Origin of the sequence: Micromonospora sp. NPDC048830, from assembly GCF_043198215.1 — a bacterium.
In the GTDB taxonomy this organism is placed as follows: Bacteria; Actinomycetota; Actinomycetes; order Mycobacteriales; family Micromonosporaceae; genus Micromonospora.
Genome location: NZ_JBICUP010000067.1, coordinates 1 through 24825, shown reverse-complemented (window position 1 = coordinate 24825; position 24825 = coordinate 1). Strand labels below are relative to the sequence as shown.

The 24825-nt window shown below is 74.0% G+C and carries 22 protein-coding genes and 1 pseudogene; 15 read left to right on the top strand and 8 right to left on the bottom strand.

Annotated elements, in window-relative coordinates; genetic code table 11:
• Positions 1-91 precede the first annotated feature (91 nt).
• From ACGFIZ_RS31850 to ACGFIZ_RS31820, 7 genes and pseudogenes are all read left to right on the top strand, one after another.
• Positions 92-1054 (top strand): extracellular solute-binding protein, encoded by a 963-nt coding sequence (locus ACGFIZ_RS31850; protein WP_393426306.1) that lies wholly within the window; start codon positions 92-94, stop codon positions 1052-1054.
• A gap of 1 nt (position 1055) precedes the next feature.
• The gene (locus tag ACGFIZ_RS31845) at positions 1056-1988 is read left to right on the top strand and encodes a carbohydrate ABC transporter permease (RefSeq protein WP_393426303.1); all 933 of its coding nucleotides are present in this window, start codon (positions 1056-1058) and stop codon (positions 1986-1988) included.
• A gap of 10 nt (positions 1989-1998) precedes the next feature.
• Positions 1999-2895 (top strand): carbohydrate ABC transporter permease, encoded by an 897-nt coding sequence (locus tag ACGFIZ_RS31840; RefSeq protein ID WP_393426300.1) that lies wholly within the window; start codon positions 1999-2001, stop codon positions 2893-2895.
• A 194-nt stretch (positions 2896-3089) separates the two neighbouring features.
• A pseudogene (locus ACGFIZ_RS31835) lies at positions 3090-3431 on the top strand (cellobiose phosphorylase); the annotation flags it as partial.
• A gap of 608 nt (positions 3432-4039) precedes the next feature.
• Entirely contained in the window at positions 4040-4453 is a 414-nt protein-coding gene (locus ACGFIZ_RS31830) for a glucoamylase family protein (RefSeq protein ID WP_393426297.1), read from the top strand.
• A gap of 110 nt (positions 4454-4563) precedes the next feature.
• The gene (locus tag ACGFIZ_RS31825) at positions 4564-5415 is read left to right on the top strand and encodes an MFS transporter (protein ID WP_393426294.1); all 852 of its coding nucleotides are present in this window, start codon (positions 4564-4566) and stop codon (positions 5413-5415) included.
• Positions 5412-6494 (top strand): SRPBCC family protein, encoded by a 1083-nt coding sequence (locus tag ACGFIZ_RS31820; RefSeq protein ID WP_393426291.1) that lies wholly within the window; start codon positions 5412-5414, stop codon positions 6492-6494. The genes ACGFIZ_RS31825 and ACGFIZ_RS31820 overlap by 4 nt, the downstream gene beginning before the upstream one ends.
• A gap of 59 nt (positions 6495-6553) precedes the next feature.
• Here the strand turns inward: ACGFIZ_RS31820 and ACGFIZ_RS31815 are convergent, their stop codons facing one another.
• From ACGFIZ_RS31815 to ACGFIZ_RS31795, 5 genes are all read right to left on the bottom strand, one after another.
• Positions 6554-7516 (bottom strand): hypothetical protein, encoded by a 963-nt coding sequence (locus ACGFIZ_RS31815; protein WP_393426288.1) that lies wholly within the window; start codon positions 7514-7516, stop codon positions 6554-6556.
• Between the two features lie 139 nt (positions 7517-7655).
• Positions 7656-8111, bottom strand: a complete 456-nt coding sequence (locus tag ACGFIZ_RS31810) for a YncE family protein (RefSeq protein WP_393426285.1) — start codon at positions 8109-8111, stop codon at positions 7656-7658.
• A 178-nt stretch (positions 8112-8289) separates the two neighbouring features.
• Positions 8290-9540 carry an MFS transporter gene (locus ACGFIZ_RS31805; RefSeq protein ID WP_393426282.1) on the bottom strand — a complete coding sequence of 417 codons (1251 nt, stop codon included), beginning with the start codon at positions 9538-9540 and terminating at the stop codon, positions 8290-8292.
• Entirely contained in the window at positions 9537-10091 is a 555-nt protein-coding gene (locus ACGFIZ_RS31800) for a gluconokinase (RefSeq protein ID WP_393426279.1), read from the bottom strand. The genes ACGFIZ_RS31805 and ACGFIZ_RS31800 overlap by 4 nt, the downstream gene beginning before the upstream one ends.
• Positions 10081-11274, bottom strand: coding sequence for an enolase C-terminal domain-like protein (locus tag ACGFIZ_RS31795; RefSeq protein WP_393426276.1), 1194 nt, complete (start codon positions 11272-11274; stop codon positions 10081-10083). The genes ACGFIZ_RS31800 and ACGFIZ_RS31795 overlap by 11 nt, the downstream gene beginning before the upstream one ends.
• Positions 11275-11280: 6 nt before the next feature.
• Here ACGFIZ_RS31795 and ACGFIZ_RS31790 point away from each other — a divergent pair, with 6 nt between their 5' ends.
• The 5 genes from ACGFIZ_RS31790 to ACGFIZ_RS31770 all read left to right on the top strand — a co-directional run bounded on the left by ACGFIZ_RS31790 (position 11281) and on the right by ACGFIZ_RS31770 (position 14910).
• A complete protein-coding gene (locus ACGFIZ_RS31790; RefSeq protein WP_393426273.1) occupies positions 11281-11529 on the top strand; it encodes an FCD domain-containing protein in 249 nt (82 codons plus the stop codon).
• An 809-nt stretch (positions 11530-12338) separates the two neighbouring features.
• Positions 12339-12743 (top strand): hypothetical protein, encoded by a 405-nt coding sequence (locus ACGFIZ_RS31785; RefSeq protein ID WP_393426270.1) that lies wholly within the window; start codon positions 12339-12341, stop codon positions 12741-12743.
• Between the two features lie 572 nt (positions 12744-13315).
• The gene (locus ACGFIZ_RS31780; protein ID WP_393426267.1) at positions 13316-13651 is read left to right on the top strand and encodes a hypothetical protein; all 336 of its coding nucleotides are present in this window, start codon (positions 13316-13318) and stop codon (positions 13649-13651) included.
• A gap of 23 nt (positions 13652-13674) precedes the next feature.
• Positions 13675-13842 carry a hypothetical protein gene (locus ACGFIZ_RS31775; protein WP_393426264.1) on the top strand — a complete coding sequence of 56 codons (168 nt, stop codon included), beginning with the start codon at positions 13675-13677 and terminating at the stop codon, positions 13840-13842.
• Between the two features lie 159 nt (positions 13843-14001).
• Entirely contained in the window at positions 14002-14910 is a 909-nt protein-coding gene (locus ACGFIZ_RS31770; protein WP_393426261.1) for an N-acetylmuramoyl-L-alanine amidase, read from the top strand.
• Between the two features lie 71 nt (positions 14911-14981).
• Here the strand turns inward: ACGFIZ_RS31770 and ACGFIZ_RS31765 are convergent, their stop codons facing one another.
• Together ACGFIZ_RS31765 and ACGFIZ_RS31760 are read right to left on the bottom strand one after the other, a co-directional pair.
• Complete coding sequence (locus ACGFIZ_RS31765) at positions 14982-17522, bottom strand: LuxR C-terminal-related transcriptional regulator (protein ID WP_393426258.1); 2541 nt, start codon at positions 17520-17522, stop codon at positions 14982-14984.
• Positions 17519-18820, bottom strand: a complete 1302-nt coding sequence (locus tag ACGFIZ_RS31760; RefSeq protein WP_393426256.1) for an Hsp70 family protein — start codon at positions 18818-18820, stop codon at positions 17519-17521. The genes ACGFIZ_RS31765 and ACGFIZ_RS31760 overlap by 4 nt, the downstream gene beginning before the upstream one ends.
• 251 nt (positions 18821-19071) lie before the next feature.
• Between ACGFIZ_RS31760 and ACGFIZ_RS31755 the strand changes: the two genes are divergently transcribed.
• From ACGFIZ_RS31755 to ACGFIZ_RS31745, 3 genes are all read left to right on the top strand, one after another.
• On the top strand, positions 19072-20043 hold the full coding sequence (locus ACGFIZ_RS31755) for an IniB N-terminal domain-containing protein (RefSeq protein WP_393426253.1): 972 nt from the start codon (positions 19072-19074) through the stop codon (positions 20041-20043).
• A gap of 117 nt (positions 20044-20160) precedes the next feature.
• The gene (locus tag ACGFIZ_RS31750) at positions 20161-22017 is read left to right on the top strand and encodes a dynamin family protein (RefSeq protein ID WP_393426250.1); all 1857 of its coding nucleotides are present in this window, start codon (positions 20161-20163) and stop codon (positions 22015-22017) included.
• A gap of 114 nt (positions 22018-22131) precedes the next feature.
• Positions 22132-23595, top strand: coding sequence for a hypothetical protein (locus ACGFIZ_RS31745; RefSeq protein ID WP_393426247.1), 1464 nt, complete (start codon positions 22132-22134; stop codon positions 23593-23595).
• Between the two features lie 69 nt (positions 23596-23664).
• Here ACGFIZ_RS31745 and ACGFIZ_RS31740 read toward each other — a convergent pair whose 3' ends face one another.
• Entirely contained in the window at positions 23665-24246 is a 582-nt protein-coding gene (locus tag ACGFIZ_RS31740; RefSeq protein WP_393426244.1) for a type 1 glutamine amidotransferase domain-containing protein, read from the bottom strand.
• Positions 24247-24825: the final 579 nt, after the last annotated feature.

Below are 24825 nucleotides of genomic sequence, written 5' to 3'. Positions count from 1 at the left end.
TTGGCGGCGAATGGGCTATCCCTGACCTGCTCCGCAGGGGTTCCGTTTCCTCCCCACGGCTAAAGCCGGGGGTTTCCACGGAAGACATTCGATGATGGGTACGACCTGGATGGGCGAGTTCGCCAAGACCGGCGCGTTCGACCCCACCCCCACCGGGCTGTTCGACCAAAGCAAGTTCTTCGAGGGCGCCTGGAACACCACTGTCGTCGACGGCACCTCCTACGGCGTCCCCTGGTACGTCGAGACCCGGCTGATCTACCACCGCAGCGACCTCGCCGCCAAGGCGGGCGTGCAGAAGCCGACCAGCTGGCAGGGGCTCACCGACTTCGCCAAGGGGATGAAGGACTCCGGTGGCGCCAAGTGGGGCATCTACCTGCAGCCGGGCGGGACCGGCGCGTGGCAGACGTTCATGCCGTTCGCCTGGCAGGCCGGCGCGGACATCATGCGGGACGGCAAGTTCACCCTCGACACACCGGAGATGCAGAAGGCGCTGGAGTACTACGCCTCGTTCTTCAAGCAGGGGATCGCACCGGCGCAGCTGGCACCCGAGGCCATGGGCCCCGGCTTCCTCCGGGGTGAGATCGGCGCCTTCGTGTCCGGCCCGTGGCACATGGGCATCCTGCGCGAGGACGGCGGCACGGCGCTCGAGGGTAAGTGGGATGTCGCGCAGATGCCGCGCGAGAAGGCCGGCACGTCCTTCATCGGCGGCTCGGATCTGGTGGTCTACAAGGATTCCAAGAACCGCGACACGGCCTGGAAGTTCGTCCAGTACCTCAGCACCCCGGCGGCCCAGCAGAAGCTGTACGACCTGGTCGGCAGCCTCCCGGCGGTGCAGGAGAGCTGGCAGTCCGGCAGGCTGGCCGCCGACCCGTTCCTGAAGGCGTTCGGTGAGCAGCTCAAGGACGCGAAGTCGGCGCCGGCGATCGCCACCTGGGAGCAGGTCGCCGACGTCATCGACGACGGCATCGAGCGGGTGGTCCGCGGCGTCTCCGATCCCGCCACCGCCACGAAGGAGATGCAGGCCAAGGCATCCTCGATCGGCACCGGGAGCTGACATGACCTCCGCCACCGCGCGGCGAGCCACGCGCACCGGCGGCAGGCGGGAGGCCACGGGCAGGCGGCGGGAGGGCGTCGCAGGTTGGGGCTTCGCCCTTCCGTTCCTGCTCGTGTTCGCCGTGTTCATGGCCGGCCCGGTGCTGGCCTCGCTCGCCATGAGCTTCACCGACCTGCGCAGCGCCGACATGCGCGACCCCCTCGGGGTAAACCCGGTCGGCCTGGACAACTACGTCAAGCTGTTCGGTGACGACACGTTCCGGCAGGCCGCCCTCAACACGGCGTACTTCGTGCTGGTCGGGATCCCGCTGACGATGGTCCTCGGGCTCGCGGCCGCGGTCGGCCTGGACGCGGGGATCACCAGGTTCCGGACGTTCTTCCGGGTCGGGTACTACCTGCCCGTCGTCACGAGCATCGTGGCCGTCGCGGTCGTCTGGCGCTTCGTGCTCGAGCCGGACAGCGGCCTGGTCAACACGCTGCTCGGTTACGTCGGCATCGACGGCCCGAACTGGCTGACCGACCCGACGACGGCGATGCCCGCGCTCATCCTGATGGCGGCCTGGCGGAACACGGGGTACCTGATGGTCATCTTCCTGGCCGGGCTGCAGGCGATCCCCCGGGAGCTGTACGAGGCGGCGGCCATCGACGGCAGCGGCGCATGGTCGCGGTTCCGCCACGTCACCCTGCCGCTGATGCGGCCCACGCTGCTGTTCGGCGGCGTCATCACCGGCATCGGCTACCTGCAGTTCTTCGAGGAGCCGTTCGTGATGACGCAGGGCGGGCCGCTGGACCGCACGACGTCGGTGGCCTTCTACGTCTACAACCAGTTCGGCTTCGGCAACTACAGCTACGCCGCGGCCATCAGCTACGTCCTGTTCCTCGCCATTCTCGTCCTCACCCTGGTGCAGTTCCGGCTGCTCCGGTCGAAGACGTGAGGGAGTCGTCATGACCACATCCGTGCACACACCGGCCCCGTCCAGACCGCCCCGTGCCGGCAGGCGGCACCGGGTGGTGGGCGGCGCGCCGGAGGCCCGGGGCCACCTGTGGGTGTACACCGTCCTCACCGGTGGGCTCGTGCTCCTGGTCGGTCCGTTCGTCTGGATGCTGCTCGGCTCGTTCAAGACCAACGCCGAGGTCCGCCAGGTGCCCCCCACCTGGCTGCCCGAGTCCCCGACGCTGAAGAACTACCGGGACCTGTTCACGCAGTTGGACTTCCCGCAGTTCTTCCTCAACAGCACACTGGTGGCCGTCGCCATCACCGCGGGCAATCTCGTCTTCTGCTCGATGCTCGGCTACGCCCTGGCGAAGCTGCAGTTTCCCGGCAGACGGGTGGTGTTCGCGCTCGTTCTCGGGATGCTGATGGTGCCCGGCATGGTCTACTTCGTGCCGCTGTTCATGCTGGTCAGCCAGCTCGGCATGGTGAACAGCTACGCCGGGCTCATCCTGCCGTGGCTGGCCCAGCCGCTCGGGGTGTTCCTGATGCGCCAGTTCATCCTGGGCCTGCCCGACGACCTGATCCATGCCGCCCGGGTGGACGGCGCCGGGGAGTGGCGGATCTTCGCCCGGGTCATCCTGCCGCTGTGCGGGCCGGCCCTGGCCACGCTCGGCATCCTGCAGTTCCTGGCCACCTGGAACAACTTCCTCTGGCCGCTGGTCGTCGCCCAGTCCGAGGACAAGTACACCCTTCCGGTGGCCCTGGCCCTGTACGCCATCGGGGAGAACAACACCCGGTACGGCCTGTTGATGGCCGGTTCCGTCGCCGTCATCGTGCCGATCCTGATCGTGTTCGTCCTGCTGCAGCGGTACTTCGTGCAGGGCATCGCCATGACCGGCCTCAAGTGAGGAGCCCCCTCGTGCGATCCACGTCCCGCCTGTCCGTCACCGCCGGGGTGATCCTGTCCCTCGGACTGGTCGCCGCCGGCGCCCCCGCGTCGGCCGCCGCCCCCGTGGCCGACTCCCCCGCCGATTCCTCCGGCGCCGCCCGCGCCGCCGTCCTGCGGCAGTACGCCGCCGACACCTGGCGGTCGTTCGCCGCCATGGTCGACCCCGGCACCGGTCTGGTGGCCGACAACGTCGGCGGCGACCTCGACCCGGCCGACCGGTCCGCGTACACCTCGCCGACCAACGTCGGGGCGTACCTGTGGAGCACCGTCGTGGCCCGGGAGACCGGGTTGATCCCGGCCGGGCAGGCCCGCGACCGCATCGCCCGCACCCTGGACACGCTGGGCCGGCTGGAGATCCACGAGGCGTCCGGCATGTACTACAACTGGTACGACCCGGCGACCGGGCGGAAGCTCACCACCTGGCCGGCCGACGGCAGCACGGTGCACCCGTTCCTGTCCAGCGTGGACAACGGCTGGCTGGCCGTCGGGCTGGAGATCGTCAAGGACGCGGTGCCGGAGCTGGCTGCGCCGGCCGACGCGCTGCTGGGCCGGATGGACTTCGGCTACTACTACAACCCGGCGGAGCGACAGATCCGCGGCGGCTTCTGGGTGCAGCCGCCGCCCGGCTGCTCCGTGGCCGGCAACTACCGCGGCGGGCCGGACGTCTACTACACCTGCCACCACTACGGCGCGTTCAACACCGAGCCGCGCATCGCCAGCTACCTCGGCATCGCGGCCGGCCAGATCCCGCCGGAGCACTACTTCGGCACGTTCCGCACGTTCGCGCCGGAGGGCTGCGACTACGCGTGGACCGAGCAGCGGCCGGTCGGCGAGTGGCGCACCTACCTCGGCGTGCGGGTGTTCGAGGGAGCCTACCGCTACCGCGGGCTGCAGCTCGTGCCGAGCTGGGGCGGGTCGATGTTCGAGGCGCTGATGGTCCCGCTGTTCGTGCCCGAGGAGAAGTGGGGCCCGCGCAGCTGGGCGATCAACCACCCGACGTACGTGCGGGCGCAGATCGAGCACGGGCTGCGCGAGGCCGGGTACGGCTACTGGGGCTTCTCGCCCTCGAACAACCCCGCCGGTACGGCGTGGACCCGATCGGGATGGACGGGGCGGGCTACACCTCCGACCAGGAGCGGACCACGGTGGACTACGGGTACGGCGAGTGCCGCCCCGCGCAGCCGCTGCCGGCCCGGTACGGCCACGGCGTGGTCACGCCGCACGCCTCCTTCCTCGCCCTGCGCTACGCCGAGGGCGACGCGCTGCGCAACCTGGCGAACCTGCGGCGGGACTTCGACGCGTACGGCCCCGGCGGGTTCTACGACGCGGTCGACGTGACCGCCGGGCAGGTGTCGAAGCGCTACCTGGCGCTGGACCAGGGCATGGTGATGGCGGCGCTGGGCAACGCGCTCGCCCACGACGTGCTGCGCCGGCCGTTCAGCGGCGGCGCGATGAAGGAGCGCGTCGCGCCGATGATGCGGATGGAGGAGTTCTCCGTGCCGCGCGGGCACAACTGACGTCCGGCCGGCCCCGGGACGGTCGCGGCGGCCCGCCGGACCGTCCGGTGCCGGGGCCGGCACCACGTGGGAAGGACGCCCCTCTCGATCACACGCGCGCGGGTGGGGCGGTGGGGGGTCCCGCCCTCGCCGGCGTTCTCGTGGTCTTCCTCTCGCCGGCGGCGATCCTGCTCATCGACGCGATCACCTTCCTGCCGAGCATCCTGGTGCTGTTCCTCCTGCGCGTCGCCGACTCCCCGGCCCAGCGCGGCTCCTCGGTCCTGGCCGACCTGCGCTCGGGCTGGCGGATCTTCTGGTCCTATCCCTGGCTGTGGACCGTGACGCTGCAGTTCACCTTCTTCAACCTGCTGGTCTGGGCGCCGTACCTGGTGCTCGGCCCGGCGTCCGCGGACCGGTTCTACGGCGGCGCGAGCGCCTGGGGCCTGGTCGTGGCCGGCTACGGCGGCGGATCGGTACTGGGCGGACTGCTCATCATGCGACGCCGGCCGCGGCGGCCGCTCGTGCTCACCACCCTGGTGACGTTCGCCTGGGCGGCGCCGTCGGCGGCCCTGGCGCTGCGCGCGCCACTCGCTCTGGTGTGCCTCGGCGCCCTGGCAGCGGGGATCTCCAGTTCGGTCTTCGGCACCGTCTGGATGACCACGGTGCAACTGCACGTTCCGGCCGAGGCGCTCTCCCGGGTCATGTCGTACATCGCGTTCGGCGCCTTCTCGATCGGCCCGGTCGGCCTGGCGCTCGCCGGTCCCCTCTCGGACGCCACGAGCATCTCCACCGTGCTCGCCGTCGGCGTGGGGTGGCAGGTCGTCGCGAACTCGGTGGTCCTGGCGCTGCCCGCGATCCGCGGCCTGCGGGCCGAGCCCGACGGGAAACCTCTCCCGATTCGCCCCGTGAGCGGCCCGCACCCGTGCCGACGGGACGGGTGCCGGGTGCGCGCGAGGCGCGGCAGCCGTAGAGTCTCGCCGTGATCGAGATCGGCACTCAGGTCGACCTGGCCCACCCTTCCGACCGGGTCTGGCACGCATTGACAGATCCCGGGCTGCTCGCCCGGTGGTTCACCGACGTCGACGTGGTGGCGGGCGCCTCTGGACGGCTGCTGCTGCACACGGTCGGGATGCCCGGCTTCGACGCCACGGTCGACGCGCAGGTGACGGAGCTGCGGGCACCGGAACTGCTCGTGCTGCGGTGCGTCGAGGTGGACCGGCGCACCCTGCTGACCTGCACCGTCACCCCCATCACGGAGGGCTGCCGGCTGGCGCTGCGGGAGTCCCTGGAGGACGGCGACTGGCCGGACGAGGACCGCGGCCGCCGCCAGGACAGTTACGAGCAGGCGCTCACCGGACGGCTGCCGGCCATCCTGGACTGGCTGGCGTTCCAGGAGGTCGACCTGCGAGGCGGCGACGCCGACGCGACGGCCGTCCTGCCCGTGGTCACGGGCGACGGCGGACGGGCGGCCGGCCGACGCCGGCTCGCGCTCGTCGCGGCGCTGGCCGGCGTCCTGCTGGTCGCCGGGCTGCTGACGTGGACCATGCTGCCGGCCGAGCCGGAACCCGCCGCCGGCCCGGTGCCGGCGGCGTCGCCGACCGCCACCGCGGATCCCGCCGCCGCCACGAGCCGCGCGCCCCGGGGGACCGCCGCCCGCCCCACGGCGACCCCCAGCGCGAGCTCCGCCTCCCCGAGCCGGACCCCCACCGCCGCCCCCTCGCGCGGCACCCCCGCCCCCACCCCGTCGGCGGTCCCGCCCCTGACCGCCCGCTACACGAACGTGTCGACGCGCCTGCTCCGGTACACCGGCGCGGTGGCGGTCGACAACCCGGCCGGCGTGGCGCAGGACTGGACGGTGGTGGTGACGCTGGCCCCGGGCAGCACGCTCGCCGACGTGAGCGGGGCCGAGTGGCGGCAGGACAGGGAAACCGTCACCTTCACCGGGCCGCCCCTACCGGCCGGGCGGTCGCGGACGTTCGAGTTCGAGGTACGCGACGCCGCCCCGCGCACCAAGGCGCCCGAGAGCTGCACGGTGGACGGCAATCCGTGCGACGGCCTGTAAGGCTCGGGGCCGGCCGGCGGTCGCCACAGGCGGCGCTGGCCGGCCGCAGGGCGGCGGCGTCAGGCAGCGCCTTCCAGACGGTCACTGCGATCGGGAGCCGGCGAACGAGGATCAACGGCGTCCGGTGAGGTCCCTGTTACGGCACGCCCTATCGGGGGCAGGTCGGCAGCGGTGACCGTCCTCGTCGACGGGTCGTCCACGATCTCGTCCCAGATGTCCCGGAACACGCCGATCAGCTGGCTACCGGGATCCACCACCAGCACCTCGCCCCAGATCCGTAGGCCCCCGTGGTCGCCGTACTCCTGCAGTTGCAGCACCAGGCCGGTGTCGTCGATGAGAATGAACTTGAACGGGAAGCGCCGGCGGGTGACCCGCAGCGAGGCCCTGCCGATCCGCTGTTTCTGCAGCTCCAAGATGTCGTAACAGTGCTCGACCAGTCTCCCCGCCTTGGCCCTGCGCAGTGAATTCGCCGGGTCCGACACCTGGATGACGCGTTTGTAGGACACGACCGACGCCGGCCGCCGAAGCATCGCCAGAAACGCGTCGAACGCGTTGTTCTGATGCGTTTCGGGCATGGCTTCGCCAGGCCACTGCCCGTCCTCCAAAAGCAGATCCAGAATTCGCACCTCTCTCGTGGCGGTGAGCATCAGCTGCACGGTGCGATCGTCGTCGACAGATTTCGCCTTCTTCAACTCGCCCAGCAGCATCGTGTCGACCCGCAGCCCGATGTGTTGCGACAACACGTGGACCTCGTTTGCCAGCGACCGGGCCAGGCTCTGCTGATGGGCGGTCCCGGCGCGCACCTCGGTCAGCAGCTCCGCGTCCGCGGCGTTCCTCGCCTCGACGATCGCCGCAAGCGCGGCGAACGATGCGACGGCCCCCAGGCCGACAACGACGACAATTGCCGCCGCCATCCGCAGGCTGGTGTCGAGCAACTCCTGAACGGCCGCCCCGAGAATTGCCGCGATCAATGCGCCGCTGACCGCGACGACGATCCTCCAACGCTCTCCCAACCTGGCCACCGCAGCCAACCTCTCGTCTCATGTAGACGTTGAGTGTGACATGGCGAACCGCCGGCAGCGGCCGGGTGATCACGGTTGTCAGGGACCAGTTTTGGGGACGGGTGACATGGATCTTGACCGACCGCGTCCGCAGGACACGTCAGCGGATGTTGCCGGTGTGGCCCAGGGAGTAGCGGCCGGGCTGGGGCCAGATGGTCAGGCCGTGCGGGCCGGCGCCGACCGGGATGCGCTTGAGCAGCCTGCCGTCGCTGGTGCGGATGACGTAGACCTCGTCGTGGTAGCGGCCGGACAGCCACAGGGTGCTGCCGTCGGCGGACAGGCCGCCCATGTCGGGGCTGCCCCCGCCGGGAAGCTTCCAGGTGGTGGCGGGCTTCAGGGTGGCCAGGTCGAGCACGGTGACGCTGCCGGCGTCGCGGTTGGTGACGTAGGCGAGCCGGCTGTCGCGGCTGAAGTACATGCCGTGCGCGCCCGGGCCGGTGGGGATGAACCGTTCCTGGCGGGTGGCCTGCGCGTCGAAGACGTACACGCCGTGGGCGCGCATGTCCGCGACCAGGAAGTGCCGCCCGTCGGGGGTGAGCCGGGTGTCCTGGGGCATCCCGGCGGGTGTCTCGGTCAGCGTGAACTCCCGCAGCTTGTCGATTAGACGTCGCCGGCCCTCGGGTACCCCGGCATCCCGGCGACCAGCGGGCCGAACGGCGACCCGGACGACGCGCGCGGCGAGGGCGCGGCCTCGGGGCGCTGCCGGTCTGCGTCGGCGGCGGCGGGGCGGGGGCTCAGTCCGCCGCGAACGACCGCCCACGCCAGACGGCCAGGGCCAGGCCGGCGAGGCCCGCCGCCGCCGCGAACAGGGGCAGGGCCGGCAGCGCCCCGGCCTCGTACCAGGCGGTGCCCAGCGCGGAGCCGGTGACGATGCCGACCTGGAACACGATGCCGTGCGCGGCGTTGGCGGTCTCCGCCCGCGGGCCGGGCGCCCGGCGCAGCACCGCCAGCGCGAACGACACGACGAGCACGGAGAACGCGCCGCCCCACACGAGCAGCAGCGGCACCGCCGCGACGGGCAGCCTGACCCACCCGGCCAGCCCGACGCCGAGCAGGGCCGCCGCGAAGGTCGCCGCGGCGGCCCGCACACCCCCGACGGGTCGCCGGTCCGCCAGGCGGCCGCCCAGGTTGCTGCCGACGACGGCAGCGCATCCGTAGGCCAGCAGGACCGCCGTGAACGCGGCGCCCCGCAGGCCGAGGCGCTCGTCGGCGTACGGCGCGACGTAGGTGAACATCGCGAAGTGCCCGGCGACCAGCAGGAGCGTCACGACCATGACCGTGCCGAGCCGCGGCGTGCGCAGCGTGTCGAGCAGGCCGTGGCCGGGCTCCCCGGCCCGCGGGGCGAGGCCGGGCAGCGACGGCACGAGCCGGGCGACCGCGAAGGTGAGGAGCAGGGCGACGGCCGCCACGGCGAGCATCCCCGCCCGCCAGCCCGCCGCCTGGCCGAGGAAGGTCGCCAGGGGCGCCCCGACGACCAGGGCCATCGCCCCGCCGACCATCACCCGGCCGCCGGCGCGGTTCGGGCTGCCCACGGCGAGCCGGACGGCGGTGGGCGCGGCGACGGCGAAGAACACGCCGTGGCCGAGCGCGGCGAGGCCGCGGCCGGCCCCGAGGACGGCGACGTTCGGCGCCAGCGCCGCGAGCAGGTGCCCGGCGCCGAACACCGCCGCGCTGGCCAGCAGCACGTGCCGGCGGTCGAGCCGCGCCGACCACCGGGTGAGCGGCACGGCCGTGCCGGCGGCGGTGAGGGCGTACCAGCTGACCGTGAGGCCGACCTGGCCCTCGGTGGCGCCCACGCCGCGCGCGATGTCGCCGAGCAGCCCGACCGGCAGGATCTCGCCGGTGACGATCACGAACGCGACGGCGGCGAGGGCGAGGGTGGCGGCGGCCTCGACCCGCCGGGGCGGCGGGCCCTCGCCCCGTCGCCGCCGCGCGGGCGGGCCCGCCGATCCGCCCCGGACGCCGGTCCCGGCCTCCGCGGTCACGGTCGCGTCGACCCGGGCGGCCGCGACGTCGCCGGGCGCAGGCCGAGCCGGGCGACGGCCGCCGCCGCGAGCTCGCCGGGGGTACCCGAGACGTCGAGCACCACCACCGACTCGTCCGGCCCGTGCGGCTCCAGCGTCGCGAGCTGCGACTCCAGCAGGCTCGCCGGCATGTAGTGCCCGGCCCGGGCCGCCATCCGCTCCCGGATGACGTCCACCGGCCCGTCGAGGTGCACGAAGTCCAGCGACCGGGGCCCCTGGCGCAGCACGTCGCGGTACGACCGTTTCAGCGCCGAGCAGGCCAGCACCGTCGACACCCCCTCCCCGCAGCGGTCGGCCATCCAGGCGGACAGCCTACGCAACCACGGCCACCGGGCCTCGTCGTCCAGTGGGATGCCGGCCCGCATCAGCGCCACGTGCTCCTCGGTGTGGAAGGCGTCCGCGTCGGCGAACGTCATCCCGGTCAGCTCGCTGATCTCCCGGGCGACCGTCGTCTTGCCGGCGCCGGAGACGCCCATGACCACGACGTGCCGGGTCGGGCGCTCACCAGTCATGGACCGTTCCGTCCTTGAGGCGGTTGAACGGCAGGTACGCCGGCTGGTACGGGAACCGCGCGGCCGCCCCCTCGTCCAGCTCGCCCCCGAGGCCCGGCTGCTCGCCGGGGTGCAGGTAGCCGTCGGTGAAGGTGAACGACTGCCGGAACACCTCGTTGGTCAGCGGCCCGTGCCGCATGTACTCCTGGATGCCGAAGTTGTGGATGGCCAGGTCGAGGTGCAGCGCGGCGGCCATGCCGACCGGCGAGATGTCGGTGGGGCCGTGGATGCCGGACTTGATCTGGTACTGCGCGGCGTAGTCGAGCAGCTTGCGCATGGCCGTGATGCCCCCGGTGTGGGTGACGGCGGACCGGACGTAGTCGATCAGCTGTTCCCGGATGAGGGTCTGGTAGTCCCAGACGGTGTTGAAGACCTCGCCGATGGCCAGCGGCGTGGTGGTGTGCTGGCGGACCAGGCGCAACGCGTCCTGGTTCTCCGCGGGGGTGCAGTCCTCCAGCCAGAACAGGTCGTACGGCTCCAGGGCCTTGCCGAGCCGGGCCGCCTGGATGGGGGTCATCCGGTGGTGCCCGTCGTGCAGCAGGGGCAGCTCCGGGCCGAACTCGTTGCGCACCGCCTCGAAGACGCCGGGCAGGTGGCGCAGGTAGGCGCGGGTGTCCCAGTCCTCCTCGGCGGGCAGCGCGGTGCGCTGGGCCGGCTCGTAGTCGTACCGCCTGCCGTCGACGCTGGGCTCGATGATGATCAGGAAGAAGATGATGAGGACGGTCGAGGAGACGCCGTACTCGTTGTAGTCGAAGCTCAGCGCGTAGGCGTCCACGTTGAGCGTCTCCACCTCGTGGAACGAGCCCCCGTCGCGCCCCTTGGTGGCGTGCAGGATGTCGAACGTCTTGAGCGCGTCGATGCCGCGCAGCAGGATCGCCACGATCAGCGTGGAGATCAGCAGCGGCAGGGTGACGTGCCGGAAGCGCTGCCAGGCGCTGGCGCCGTCGATCCGCGCCGCCTCCTGCGGCTCCTCCGACAGCGAGGTGAGCCCGGCGAGCAGGATCAGCACGACCATCGGCGTCCACTGCCACACGTCGATGAAGATCGTGGTGGGCAGCGCCGAGTGCTGGCCGGCGAGCCACGGCTGCGGGCCGATGCCGACCCAGCCGAGCGCCTGGTTGGCCAGGCCGATGTTCGGGTCCACCGGCGGGTGCTGGCCGCGTCCGGCAACGAGATGTTCGTCAAGCTGCAGGAGCTGGTCGCCGAGGTGCTCACCGGCCGGTACCACTACCACCTCATGCCGCACCACCCCGACGAGCAGGCTTTCCAGCTGCACGCCGACGTGGCGCAGGCGATCCAGCGCCGCGACGGGGAGCGGGCCCGCGAGGCCATGGTGCGCATCATGGAGCAGGCGTTCGACGAGATGAAGTCCATGTGGGAGCAGACCGACGCCGGGTGACCGACGCGCGGCGCCGGCCGAGCCTGACGTCCCGTCGCCGATCACTCGTCGTCACGCCTCGCGGCACGGTCACGGTACGTGACGACCCACCCGGCCCCGACCCGACCCCGTCTGCCCTTTGCTCTGCACCCGCATCCGCAGCACCCGCTTGATCAGGGAGTACGGCCGCCGCACCAAGCCGACCCACGCAGGGGGCGGTGACCCTGGGTTGCCGTCGCGTCGGTGGGTGCAGAGCAAAGGAGTCCGTGCGCACGCCGGCCTGCCGACCGGAGATCTACGAAGCGTGACGGCGAGCGGCACGTCGGGGGCCAAAAAATCGGCAGGCCGGCGGGGGCAACCACAAGGGTGATCGTCAGATCGCCGTCGCCCGGGAGACCTTCCACTCGCCGTCGACCGGTACCAGGGTGAGCACCACCCGGTTCTGGTCGACCTTCTCCCCTGCGGTGTTCACGTTGCGCCCGGTACTGGTTCAGGTACACCAGCAGCTCCACCCGGTCGGCGCTGGCGGTCACCACACCCGTCGCGGACACCTCGGCGGCCACCACCGCAGGCCCTTGCCACGGATCCGGCCCGCCGCATCTCGGTGCTGCTGGACCGCCTCCCCGCCGCCCAGCGAAGCGACACGTCCGTGCCGGGCCTGTGGAGCTGCCCCGTTCGTGCGCCCGGGGTCGCCCGGGTACGCGCGCGCTCCGTACCCCCGGGCGTCTCCCGGGTACGCGCGCTCCGTGCGCCCGGCGCCCGTGGGCCCGCGAGCCCCGCCCACGGGTGCCCCGTCCGTGCGGGCAGCTCCACAGGGGACGGAAGCGCCCGTGAGACGCCGTTCTTTGCTGCTGGGCAGCCTCGCCCTGGCCTCGCCCTGGCCGTGCCCCCTGCCGGCCGTACCGGCCCCGGCCGGCGCGGCGCCGCTGACCAACCTGTCGCACCTGGACTTCCTGCGGGTCACCGTCGCACCGCCCGCGCAGGCCGGGCACACCACGTACCGGCTCGCCGCCGAGCCGGGCATCGGCGTGCTGTGGACGTACGCCGAACCCGACGCGGACGGGACGTACCGGCGGGTGGGCGGGGGCCGGTACGACCCGGCGACGGACACCTGGGGCAGGGCGCGTACAACGCCGACGACATCTCCCGGGCCGCCGTGGTGTACCTGCGCCACTGGCGGTCCACCGGCGCCGCCGCCAGCCGGGACGCGGCGTACGCGCTGCTGCGCGGCCTGACGTACCTGCAGACCGCCGACGGTCCGGACGCCGGCAACGTGGTGCTGTGGATGCAGCCGGACGGGACGCTCAACCCCAGCGCCGAGCCTCGGGAGGAGCCGGACCCGTCCGACAGCGGCGCCTCGTACTGGCTGGCCCGCACCACCTGGGCCCTCGGTGAGGGGTACGCCGCGTTCCGGGACGCCGACCCGGCGTTCGCCGGTTTTCTCCGCGAGCGCCTCGACCGAGGCCGTCCTCGGACTCGCCGCGTACGTGGAGGCCGGCGGCGGCGCAGTCGCGCGGCGGGCGCTGCGCCGGTTCGCCGAGGGCATCGCCGCGCTGTCCGGCGGGGACGCCCGGCACTGGCCGTTCGGCGCGGTACGTCCCTGGGCGGTGTCCCGCTCGGTCTGGCACGCCTGGGCGTCGCAGATGCCGGCCGCCCTCGCCCGGGCCGGGCAGGTGCTCGGCGACCGGGCGCTGCTGGCCCCGGCGGTCGCCGGCGCCGCCGGGTTCACCCCCTGGCTGCTCACCTCCGGCGGCCCGGACAACGGGCGGCTGCCCACGGCGACGGACCGCACCCAGATCGCCTACGGGTGGACTCCCGGGTGCAGTCGCTGCTCGCCGTGGCCGACGCCACCGGCCGCGCCGGGTTCCGGCAGCTCGCCGCGATCACGGCCGCCTGGTTCTTCGGCGCGAACGCCGCCGGCCAGCCGGCGTACGACCCGGCCACCGGGCGCAGCGTCGACGGCGTCGCCGGGGACAGCCGGGTCAACCGCAACTCCGGCGCCGAGTCCACCATCCACGGGCTGCTCACCATGCTGGCCCTGGACGCCCGGCCCGACGTGGCCGCCCTGGCCCGGCGTCCACCCTGGCGCTCTACCGGGAGGCGCTGCGGCTGCGCCGACACCTGTCGGTCGGCGAGGAGCTGACCTGGCAGGACGCGGGCCCGGACGTGTTGGTCTTCCGCCGCGGTGCGGCCTTCGGGTACGCGGTCAACACCGGTCCCCGGCCGGTGCCGCTGCCCGGGGTGCGCGGGGTGCTGCTGGCGAGCGCGCCGGACGGCGGGGCGGGCGACCCGCCCGTGCTGGCGCCGGACTCGGCGGTGTGGTTCGTGCCCTGACCTCGCCCGCGGCCGGCCCGCCGGGTCGCCGCGCGGCCCGGTTGGGCCCCGCCCCACGCAACATTCCTTCGGTCGTCCCGCTCGGGACCGTAGACATCTTTCCTCCGGGGGCCTATCGTCTCGCCTTACATAGACATCTATAGATGGAGGCGATGATCGATGCGAGTCACACGATGGGCGGTCGCCCCGCTGGCCCTGGCCGTCGCCCTCGGCGCCGCCACGCCGGCCGCCGCCACCCCCGCCGGCCCCGGCGTCTCGCCCGACGCCGTGAGCGCGGCGGACGCCGGCGTGCGCCAGCAACCCGGCGGCGTGGGCACGCTGAGCACCGACTACGGGCCGGCGGCGTGGGCCCCGGCCAGCACCAGCAACTACACGGTGGCCAGCCGACCCAGCAGCCACCCCATCCGGTACGTCGTCATCCACATCACGCAAGGCTCCTACGCCGGCTCCATCAGCTGGTTCCAGAACCCGGCGGCCCAGGTCAGCGCCCACTACACGTTCCGCTCCTCCGACGGCGCGGTCACCCAGTCCGTCCGCGAGAAGGACATCGCCTGGCACGCCGGCAACTGGACGTACAACACCCAGTCGATCGGCATCGAGCACGAGGGCTACGTCGACAACCCGGCCTGGTACACCGACGCGATGTACCGGGCGTCCGCCACGCTGACCCGCAACCTCGCCAACAAGTACGGCATCCCGAAGGACCGGTCCCACATCATCGGCCACATCGAGGTGCCCGGGGCGACCCACACCGACCCCGGCCCGTACTGGAACTGGACCTACTACATGCAGCTGGTCAACGGCGTCACCGGCATCGGCTCCGGCACCGTCTACGGCGACGTCACCGGCCTCAACGTGCGCTCCGGCCCGGGCACCAGCTACGCCGTCGTCGGCTCGCTGACCGGGGGCAACACGGTCAGCGTCTACTGCCAGGCCACCGGCACCACCGTCACCGGCAACAAGGGCACCACGAACATCTGGAACCGGATCGGCACCAACCGCTACGTCTCCGACGCGTACGTCAACACCGGGTACAGCGGCTTCATCTCGGGCGTGCCGCGCTGCTGAACCGCCACCGCACCGCCTGAGCCGGGCCGGGGTCCCAGCCCCGGCCCGGCTCAGCCCCGGCCCGGTCCGGTTCAGCCCCGGCCCGGTCCGCCCGTACCCCGGTCGGGCACGATGGCCCGCAGCCTCGCCAGCAGCTCGCCGCGGCTCGCGCAGTTCAGCCGGGCGCGCATGCGGGCCACGTGGTGCTCGACCGTCTTCGCCGAGATGAACAGCCGGTCGCCGATCTGCTTGTAGGTCAGGCCGGCGAGCACCAGCTCCGCCACCTCCTGCTCGCGCCCGCTGAGCCGGCCCTCGTCGGCCCCGCCGACCGCCTCCGCGGCGGCCCCCCGGCCCAGGCCGCCGCCGGCCGGCCCCGCCGAGCGGCCCTGCAGCATCCGCGCGCAGTCCAGCAACGCCGTCATCGCCCGCCGGTCGGCGGTCCGGATCGCGGCCTGCCCGGCGAGCCTGGCCGCGTCCCAGCAGAGCCCGGCGCCGTGCAGGCCCCGGGCGGCGGCCTCCACCCGCTCCCGGTCCACGACGCCGCGCAGCACCTCCACCCAGCATCCGGCGGCCGCCGACACGACGGCGGCGTACCGGCTCTGCTCGGCTATCCGGGCCAGCGCCGCGACGTGGGCGTCGGCGGTCTCCGCCTCCTCGGCGAGGATCGCGGCGTGCAGCCCGCTCCAGTGCAGCGGCGCGGCCCACAGCGCCGGGTTGCCGAGCCGGTCCAGCAGCAGGCGCGCCTCGGACAGGTACGGGCTGAGCCGGTCCAGGTCGCCCAGCCGCGCCGCCGCGACGGCGAACTCGCCCAGCGGCAGGAGCGTGAACAGGTCCACGGCGTGCCGGACGATCACCTCGACGGCGCGCTCCCACCTACGCCGCAGGGCCGGCAGGTCGCTCTCCCGCCGCGCGATGCCGACCTCCAGGGCGGTGGCGAAGAGCAGGTCCCGCAACTCCATGGGGCCGCCGCCGACCGCCGCCAGCGCCTCGGCCGCCGCCGCCGTGCGGCCGCGCACCATCAGGATCCAGGCCAGCAGCAGCCGATGCCGCCGGGCCAGCAGGTGGCCGCCGACCCGGTGGGCCACGGCCCGCTCCAGCACCCGTTCCCCGATGTCCAGCTCGCCGCCGCCGAGCGCGACCAGGGCCGCGAGGGCGGCCGGGCTGTCCGGCAGCAGCACCGCCCGGCCCGCCGGCTCCAGCAGGGCGGACGCCTGCACGAACGTGGAGAGCGCGGCGGCCGGGGCGGTGAGGCTCTCCCTGGTCCCGCGGGCCATCAACAGCGCGGCGCTGGCGAGCAGGGTGGGCGGACCGCCCGGCGGCGCGGCCGGCGCGACCGGCTGCCCGACGCCCACGGCACCGATCTCCGCGAACGCCGCCGACGAGGCCGTGCCCGACCAGCGGTACAGCTCCACGGCGCGGCCGAGGTGCCCGCAGTGGACCAGGGCGGTCGCCGCCACGGCCGCCGCCTCGGCCCGGTCCGCCGGGTCCGCGTCGGCGACGGCGACCAGCCGGTCCGCCAGCCGGAGGGCGGAGCCGAGGTCGCCGGCGAGCGCGACGGCCCGTGCCTGCCGGCCGGTCACCGGCCGTCCGGCGGCGGCGGCCACGGCGAACAGCTCGGCCGCCAGGCCCGGCTCGTCGGGCAGCGCCTCCTCGGCCGCCGCCTCGGCGGCGCCGGCCGGGCAGCCGCCGGTCACGCCGGCGCCGCGCAGCGAGCGCACCAACGGCAGCAGCGGCCCCCCGCGCGCCAGTTGCAGCTCGGTCAGCCGCTGCCAGACCTCGCCCCGCTGGGCGGCCGGGCTCAGGGCGGCGACCGCGCGCCGCACGACCGGCGCGAGCCGGTTCTCCGGGCCCAGCAGCCCCGCCGCCCTGGCCCGGTCGGACAGCTCGTCGACGGCGTCCGGGGAACGGCGCAACAGGACGCCGAGCAGGTCCGCCGGCAGCGGCACGCCGCCGGCCACGGCCAGCAGCAGCTGCCGTACGTCGGGGTCCAGGCCCGCCAGGTCCGGGCCGTACCCCAGCACGACCGCCTCGGGCACCTCCGGCCGCAGCGGGCCGTCCGGCGCGGCGGCGGCCAGGTCGCGCAGCGCGCGGACCAGGCGGTCGACGTCGCGGGGCACCCCGCCGGTCTGCGCCTGCACGAAGTCCGCCAGCGCGGGCTGCGCGGGCAGCCCGGGTACGCGGGTGAGGAGGGCGGCCGTCTGCTGCCGGGTGAACGGGCACAGCGGCAGCGACCGCCCGTTGCGAGCGAGGGCGTCGGACAGCTCGGCCAGCCCGGCCGGGCGGGGCCAGGGCCGGTAGGCGGCCACCACCCGGCAGCGGCGTGTGTCGACCCGGGCGCGCAGCGCGCGCAGGCGCGCCCCGTCCAGCGCCTGCGCGTCGTCGACGAGGAGCACGCCGTCCGGGTCGAGAGACGCCGTGTCCGGCCCGACCGGCAGCACGCGCGCGCCCGCAGCCTCGTAGGCGCGAGCCAGCTCCCGCAGGAGGGTGCTCTTGCCGTGGCCGCCGGGCCCGACCAGCGCCACGGCCAGCGGCGCGTCCGGATCGGCGGCCACCGCGGCGAGCAGCGCGCGGCCCGGCCCGTCGAGCAGCAGGGGCAGGTCGTTCGGTGCGCGCAGGACGGCCGCGGTCGTCATCGGCGGCCCCGTCCCCGGCCGCGCAGGACGGCCAGCCGGGAGGCGCTCGGCAGCTCCAGGGGCGCGACCCGAACGGGAGGCCGCGGCGGCGGCTCCGGCCGGTCGTCGGCGTACCGCTGCGGCGCCCGGTCGGCGCGGCGGACCGCCTCGGCGCGGCGGACCGCCTCGGCGCGGCCGGCCCGGGCGTCCCGGTCGCGCGCGGGCCGCGGCTGCGGCCTGATCGGACGCGGCGCGACGACGTGGCCGGCCGCCAGCGCCGCCCCGACGGCGGAGGTGGCCTGCGGGTCGGCCTCCACCTCCACGGGGCGGGCGAACCGGGCGGCGAGCAGCTCGGCGACCAGCGGGATCCGCGCGCAGCCCCCGGTCAGCAGGATGCCGTCGAGGTCGGCGGCCGTCCGGCCGGCGGACCGGATCGCCTGCGCGGTCAGCTCCACCGTCGTCCGCACGGCCGGCCGGATCAGCTCCTCGAACTCGGCCCGGCTCACGGGGACGCGGATCGGTCCGTGCGGCAGCCGCAGGGCGACGTCCGTGTCCGTCGCCACGGTCAGGTCGTGCCTGGCCCGCGCGCAGCGGGCGAGCAGGTCCGCGGGCGCGAACCCGTGGCGCCGGTCGCGGGCGGCGGCCGGCCGGCCGAGGGCGTCCCGGACGTGCTCGGCCAGGGCCTCGTCGAAGTCCGCGCCGCCGAGCGGTTCGAGGGCGGCCGGCACGCCGAGCACCTCGAAGCCGCCGTGCGGGGCCCGACGCACCAGCCCGGCCTCGAACCCGGTGCCGCCGAGGCAGTAGACGGCCGCCGTGGCGCCCGTGAAGCCGCGCGCGGCGTGGGCCTCGGCGGCGGTGATCGGCTGGGGCAGCAGGGTCACGTCGGCCAGGCCGATCTCCCACAGCGCCCGGTGCAGCAGGTCCCTGCGGTACGGCCCCCAGCAGGCCGGGTGGCTGAGCACGACGGCCTCCGGGCGCGCCCGTTCCCGCGTGGTCACCTGTTCGACCACCCAGGCGACCAGCACCGCGGCGAGTGCCTGCGCCGTGCACGTCTCGCCGCCCACGATCAGCGGCACGTCGTCGCCGACGCGGGCGACGAAGTCCCGGGCGGTGCGGCCGTTCTCGGCGCCGTCGGGCGGCCCCGCGGGTTCGCCGACGGTGAACGACCCGTCCGGGGCGAGCCGCAGCACGGACGGCACGGCCGCCGACTGCCCGTGCAGCCGCTGCACCTCGGGCCGCGCCCAGGTGGCGCCCTGCCGGCGGGCGAGGGCGGCGACGGTGCTGGTGCGACCGAGGTCGATCCCGAGGACGTACGGCATGCGCTCCCACCTCCGCCGTGACGTGGCACGCCGGTGTCGAACACGCCGGCATCGAACGGCAACCCACCCTGTCGGACCGGAACCGGCCGCTGTTCGTACCAGGGCTCGTACATTATCGGCTCCCTAACCAAGCCGATCAGGCGTCCCTAATCCCCTAACGAAGGATGGGACATGACCCTAGTGACCGGCCCCGCCGGATACGGGGCCCGTCCCCGATGTCCGGTTCGTACGGCCGCGCCTACAGTCGGTCGGTGTCAGACGAGCCACGCAATAGCTCCGAGGAGAACCCGTCGATGCACGACAGCCAGACCCTGCACGACTTCGTGCTCAACCTGCTCACCGATCCCGACGCCCGGTCGGCGTTCGACCTGGATCCGGAGGGCGCGCTGCGCGCGGCCGGCCTCACGGACATCACGGCGGCGGACGTGCAGGACGTGGTCCCGCTCGTCGTGGACTACGCGCCGGTCCAGGGCGTCACCTCGCTGGCGCCGCTGGGCGACCAGCTCGGCTCGACCGTGCCCGCGGTCGACCCGACCGACGTCATCGGCCAGCTGCAGAGCGTCGCGCAGCAGATCACCCTTCCCACGGCGACCACGAACGTGGACGTCAACGCGGGCGTGCTCGGCGCCATCAGCGTCGACCCGACCGGACTCGGCGCCGCGGCGGCGCTGCCGTTCGGTGTCGCCGTGGGCGCCAGCCCGACGGTCGTCGGCGCGGACCTGTCGGCGGGGTACGACGTGGCGCACACCCTGGACGCGGGCCTCGTCGACGGCTCCGCGGTGGACGGTCTCGTCGGCCCCGGCGTCACGGACCCGGTGGTCGTCCCGGTCGACGGCGCGGTCGACGGGGTGCTCGGGGGCGGCCTCGACCCGGTCACCGGCGCCCTCGACCCGGCCCTCGGCATCACGGGCGGCCTGGTCGGCTCCGTCGGGGCCGACGACCCGCTGGACGCGGTCGGCGGGCTCGGCGACCAGCTGGGCGGCGTCGGCGATCCGCTCGGCGGATCGGGGATCGTGCCGGACGTGCCGGGCACGGTGGGCGGCGTCACGGACCAGGTCGACGGTGTGCTCGGTGGAGTCACCGGAACGGACATCACCGGGGGTGTCAGCGGCGGTACGAGCGGCAGCGTGAGCGGCAGTGTGGGCGGCGACGCCGAGGTCCACGGCGGCGCACAGGCCTCCACCGGGGGCGGACTGCTCGGTTTCACGGACGGGCTGCTCTGAGAAGAGGGGTGCCGCCGCGGCACGCGGGCCGGACCGTACGTCGTACGGTCCGGCCCGTCGCGCGTGCACATCGGTTCCCCTCTTGATAATTGAGCCGAAATCCGCACACTTGGTGCGGTGATTGCGCCGATGTGGCTGGACGTGCTTGACGAGATCGCCCGGACGTGCGTGGCGCACGGTCGCGACGACCTGCTTACCTGGCTGCGTCAGCGGCGCGCCCAACTCCTCGACCCCACCCTGCGGGTCCTGGTCGTCGGGGAGCCGAAGCAGGGCAAGAGCCAGCTCGTCAACGCCCTCGTCAACGCGCCCGCCTGCCCGGTCGGCGACGGCCGCACCACCGTGCTGCCGACCGTCGTCCAGCACGCCGAGACCCCGACCGCCGCCCTGGTCCGGACGCCCCTGCCGGCCGCCGGCCGGCCCGCCGGCCCGGCCGCGCCGGCCGCCGACCGGACCCCGCTGCCGATCGCCCGGGTCGCGGCCGAGATCGCCGGACGGGCGCCGCGCCACCCCGCCGTCGAGGCGGTGCACGTCGAGATCGGACTGCCCCGGGGCCTGCTCGGCGCCGGGATCGTGCTGGTCGACACGCCGGGCATCGACGAGCTGGACGGGATCCGCGGACCGGCCGCGTCGGCCGCGCTCGCCCGGGCCGACACGGTGCTGATGGTGTCGGACTCGACCCGGGAGCTCTCCGTCGCCGAGCTGAACATCCTGCTGCACGTCGTACGGTCGCACGCGAACGTGGCCGTCGTGCAGACCAAGACCGACCTGGTGGCGAACTGGCGGACGGTGGCCGACCGCAACCGGCAGCACCTGGCCGGGGCCGGGATTCCGGCGCCGCTGATCCCGGTCTCGGCCCTGCTGCGGCTGCGGGCCGCCGCCGGCGACGACCGGGCGCTCAACGACGAGTCCGGCTTCCCGCCGCTGATCGCGCGGATCATGCGCGACCACGGCGACAAGGCCGACCGGCTCGCGCGGACGTCCGTGGGCCTGATCGCGCGGACGGTGCTCGAACAGCTGGCCGCGCCGCTGCGCGCCGAACTGTCCGGTCAGGACGCGGCGGAGCAGACCGGCCCGATCTCGCGGCTGCACGCCGCGCAGCGCGAGGTCGACGAGCTGCGCCGCTGCACCACCCGGTGGCAGAACACACTCTCCGACGAGATGGCGCACCTGCTGTCCGACCTCGAGTACGACCTGCGCGACCGGACCCGGACGATCCTGCGCGAGGTCGACGAGGCGTTCGACCGGGCCGACCCGCTGGTGGGCTGGGAGACGTTCCAGGAGTGGTTGGACGGCAGCCTCGTCGAGGCGGCCGAGGCGAACCACCGGTGGCTCGGCCAGCGGTGCGAGTGGGTCGCGGCGCAGGTGGCGGGCCACTTCACGCGGTACGGCTACGACATCCCGCCCCGCTGGCAGGTGCCGGAGCCGGACGACGTGGTCGACCGGCTGCCGGTGCTGGAACGCCCCGACGCCGACCGCTTCACGGCAAGCCAGAAGCTGGTCAGCGGCATGCGCGGCTCGTACGGGGGGCTGCTGATGTTCGGCCTGGCGATGACCCTGGCCGGGATGCCGATGATCAATCCCGTGTCGATCGGGGCCGGCGTGCTGTTCGGCGGCAAGAGCATCCGGGACGAGGGCAAGTCGCTGCTGCGGCGGCGCCAGGCGACGGTCAAGTCGGCCGTCCAGCGGCACGTCGACGACTTCTTCATCCGGATGACCAAGGACTGCCGGGACACCGCACGGCAGGTGCAGCGGGTGATCCGGGACCACTTCACGATGCTCACCGAGGAGCTGCAGGAGGCGATCGTGCAGTCGTTCCGCAGCGCCAAGCAGGCGGCGGACGCCGACTCGGCCGTACGCGAGCAGCGGCGCCGCGAGATCCAGCAGCGGATGCGGCGGCTGTCCGCCCTCTACGAGCAGGCGCAGGGGCTCACCTCGGCGCGGCCGGCGGCGGTCCCGCTGGAGCCCCGACCGTGAGCGCGAGGAGCGAGCCGGTTCGGCGAGCCCCGCAGCCGCGAACCGAGGACGCACCGTGAGCGCGAGGAGCGAGCCGGTTCTGCGAGCCCCGCAGCCGCGAACCGAGGAGGCACCGTGAGCGGCGGCAGGCGGCTCGACGAGACGGTCTACGACCTGCTGCACGACGCCCTGGACCGGCTCCGGGACGATCCCCGGGCGGTCGGCCACCTGCGGCACCAGCTCGACCGGCTGGAGGCGCCGCTGCACATCGCCATCGCCGGCCCCTGGCAGTCGGGCAAGTCGACCGTGCTCAACGCGATCATGGGCGAGGAGGTCGCGCCGGTCGAGGTGCCCGCGGGCGGCTGCGTCCTTACCTGGTACGAGGACGCGCCGCACCCCCGCGCCACGGCGTACTCGTCCGTGGGACCGCCTCAGGAGCTGGCCGTCACCAAGTCGCCCACGGGGATGCGGGTCGACCTCGTCGGGTTACGTCCGGGCGAGGTCGACGACATCGTCGTGCGGTGGCCGACCCGGGCGCTGCGGCAGGCGACCCTGATCGACACGCCCGCCGTCGCGCCCGCCGGCGAGGGCGGCCGTGCGCCGCTGATGGACCGGATCCTGCGGGACGCGGACGCGGTGCTGTACCTGACCCGCGACGCGCGCGACAGCGACCTGCAGATCCTGCAGGCCACCCGGACGGGCGTGGTGGACCAGGCCGCGCCGGTCAACGTGATCCTGGTGCTCTCCCGGGCCGACGAGCTGGGCGGCGGCCGGGTCGACGCGCTGCTGACCGCCCGTCAGCTCGCCCGCCGGCTGCGCCGGGACCCCCGGGTCGGCGCGCTCTGCGTCAACGTGGTCGCCCTGAGCGGCCTGGTGAGCCTGGCCGGACGGGTGATGGGCGAGTCGGACTTCGCCGCCCTGGCGGCGCTGGCCGGCACGCCCCGCGGCGAGCTGGAACAGTCGCTGCTGTCGGCGGAGCGCTTCCTCACCACCGCCCCGCCGGTACAGCTCGATGCCGCGACCCGCGCGGCGCTGCTGGACCGGTTCGGCCTGTTCGGGATACGGCTGGCCACCACCCTGATCCGGACCGGCTGCGACAGCCGGGTCCGGCTCTCCGCCGAGCTGGTCCGCCGCAGCGGCTTCACGGAGCTGCGGGAGTCGATGAACCGGTGCTTCGTGGACCGGTGCGACGTGCTCAAGGCCCGCTCGGCGCTGGCGGCCCTGGAGGCCCTGCTGCGGGCCGAGCCCCGGCACGGCGGCGCCGAGCTGCTCGCCCGGATCGAGCGGATCCTGACCAGCACGCACGACTTCCGGGAGCTGCGGCTGCTGGCGTCGCTGCAGGAGGCCGGGGGCGAGGTCGACGCCGAGCTGCTGCCGGAGGCGCAGCGGCTGCTCGGCGGCAACGGCACGGCACTGGCGGCCCGGCTGGGCGTGGAGCACGACACCACCTCGGACCAGCTGTGGCGCCTCGCCGTCGAGGCGCTGCGGCGGTGGCAGGGTCGGGCCGAGGACCCGTGGCTGCGGCTGCCGCAGCGCCGGGCCGCCCGAGTGGTGGTGCGCAGCTGCGAGGGAATGCTGGCCGCGCTGACCGCCCGCTGAGCCCGGCGGCCCGGAAGCCGCGCGGGGGCCCGGGCCGGGCGCGGGGCCCGGCCCGGACGTCACGCGCGGTCAGGCCGGGGCCATCTGGCGGGCGTGCCTGCCCTCGGCGATCTCCTCGACCAGCTTCGCGCAGAAGGCCGGCAGGTCACTCGGGGCACGGCTGGTGACCAGCCCCTGGTCGACCTGGACCTGCTGGTCGACCCAGTTCCCGCCGGCGTTGCGGATGTCGGTGCGCAGGCTGGGGTACGAGGTGACCGTGCGCCCCTTGACCATCCCGGTCTCCACCAGCGACCAGGGGCCGTGGCAGATCGCCGCCACCGGCTTCTGTTGCTGGAAGAACGCCTTGACGAAGTCCATCGCCTCGGCGTTCATCCGCAGTCGGTCCGGGTTCACCGTCCCGCCGGGCAGCACCAGGGCGTCGTAGTCGGTCGGGTTCGCCCGGTCGACCGTCCGGTCCACCCGGTGGCGGTTGGCCGGGTTGATGTCGTGGTTCATGGACTGGATCTCGCCGGGCTCGAGGGAGACCAGGTGGCACTGCGCCCCCGCCTGCTCCGCGGCGGCCCGGGACTGGGTGTACTCGATGTCCTCCACGCCGTCGGCGGCGAGGAACGCGACCTTCTTGCCGTTCAGCGGCTGCTGCTTGTCAGCCATGGATGCGGCCTCCTTCGCGGCGCCTTTTCGGGCGGCGCCTCGCTGGTACCGATCGCCTTCCCGGTGCCCGGACGGGCAAACGGGCGCGCGCGGCACCTGCGGCGGTGCGGCCGCCGGCGGGTCGACATCCATCGACATTGACACGCCGGTAACAAGTCGGACGCTCGGCTACGTCAGGCAGGACGGCACGTTCGTGTCGTGGCCGGGCGGGCAGATCCCGCCGGCGCCCGCGCCGGACGCCTCGATCCCGGGCCCGGCAACGGCGGCAGCACGACCATCCGCTTCCCCCGCGGCTTCTCCGGCCGCGTCTACCGATTTGAGGCGAGAGGGCTGCCGTCTTCAGGCGGCAGGTGAATCGCTGCCCTGATGCTGCTCTGTTAGTTACATGCCGCGTGTATACCAGGTTCGTGGCCGAATATCAGACGAACCGTGGGGCGGCGTACAGCCTCGGATACCACGTGGTGTGGTGCCCGAAGTACCGCCGCCCGTGCTCGTCGGCCCAGTCGCCGAACGTCTGCGGGACCTGATCGGACAGAAGTGTGACGAGCATGGCTGGTCGATCGTGGCGCTGGAAGTCAT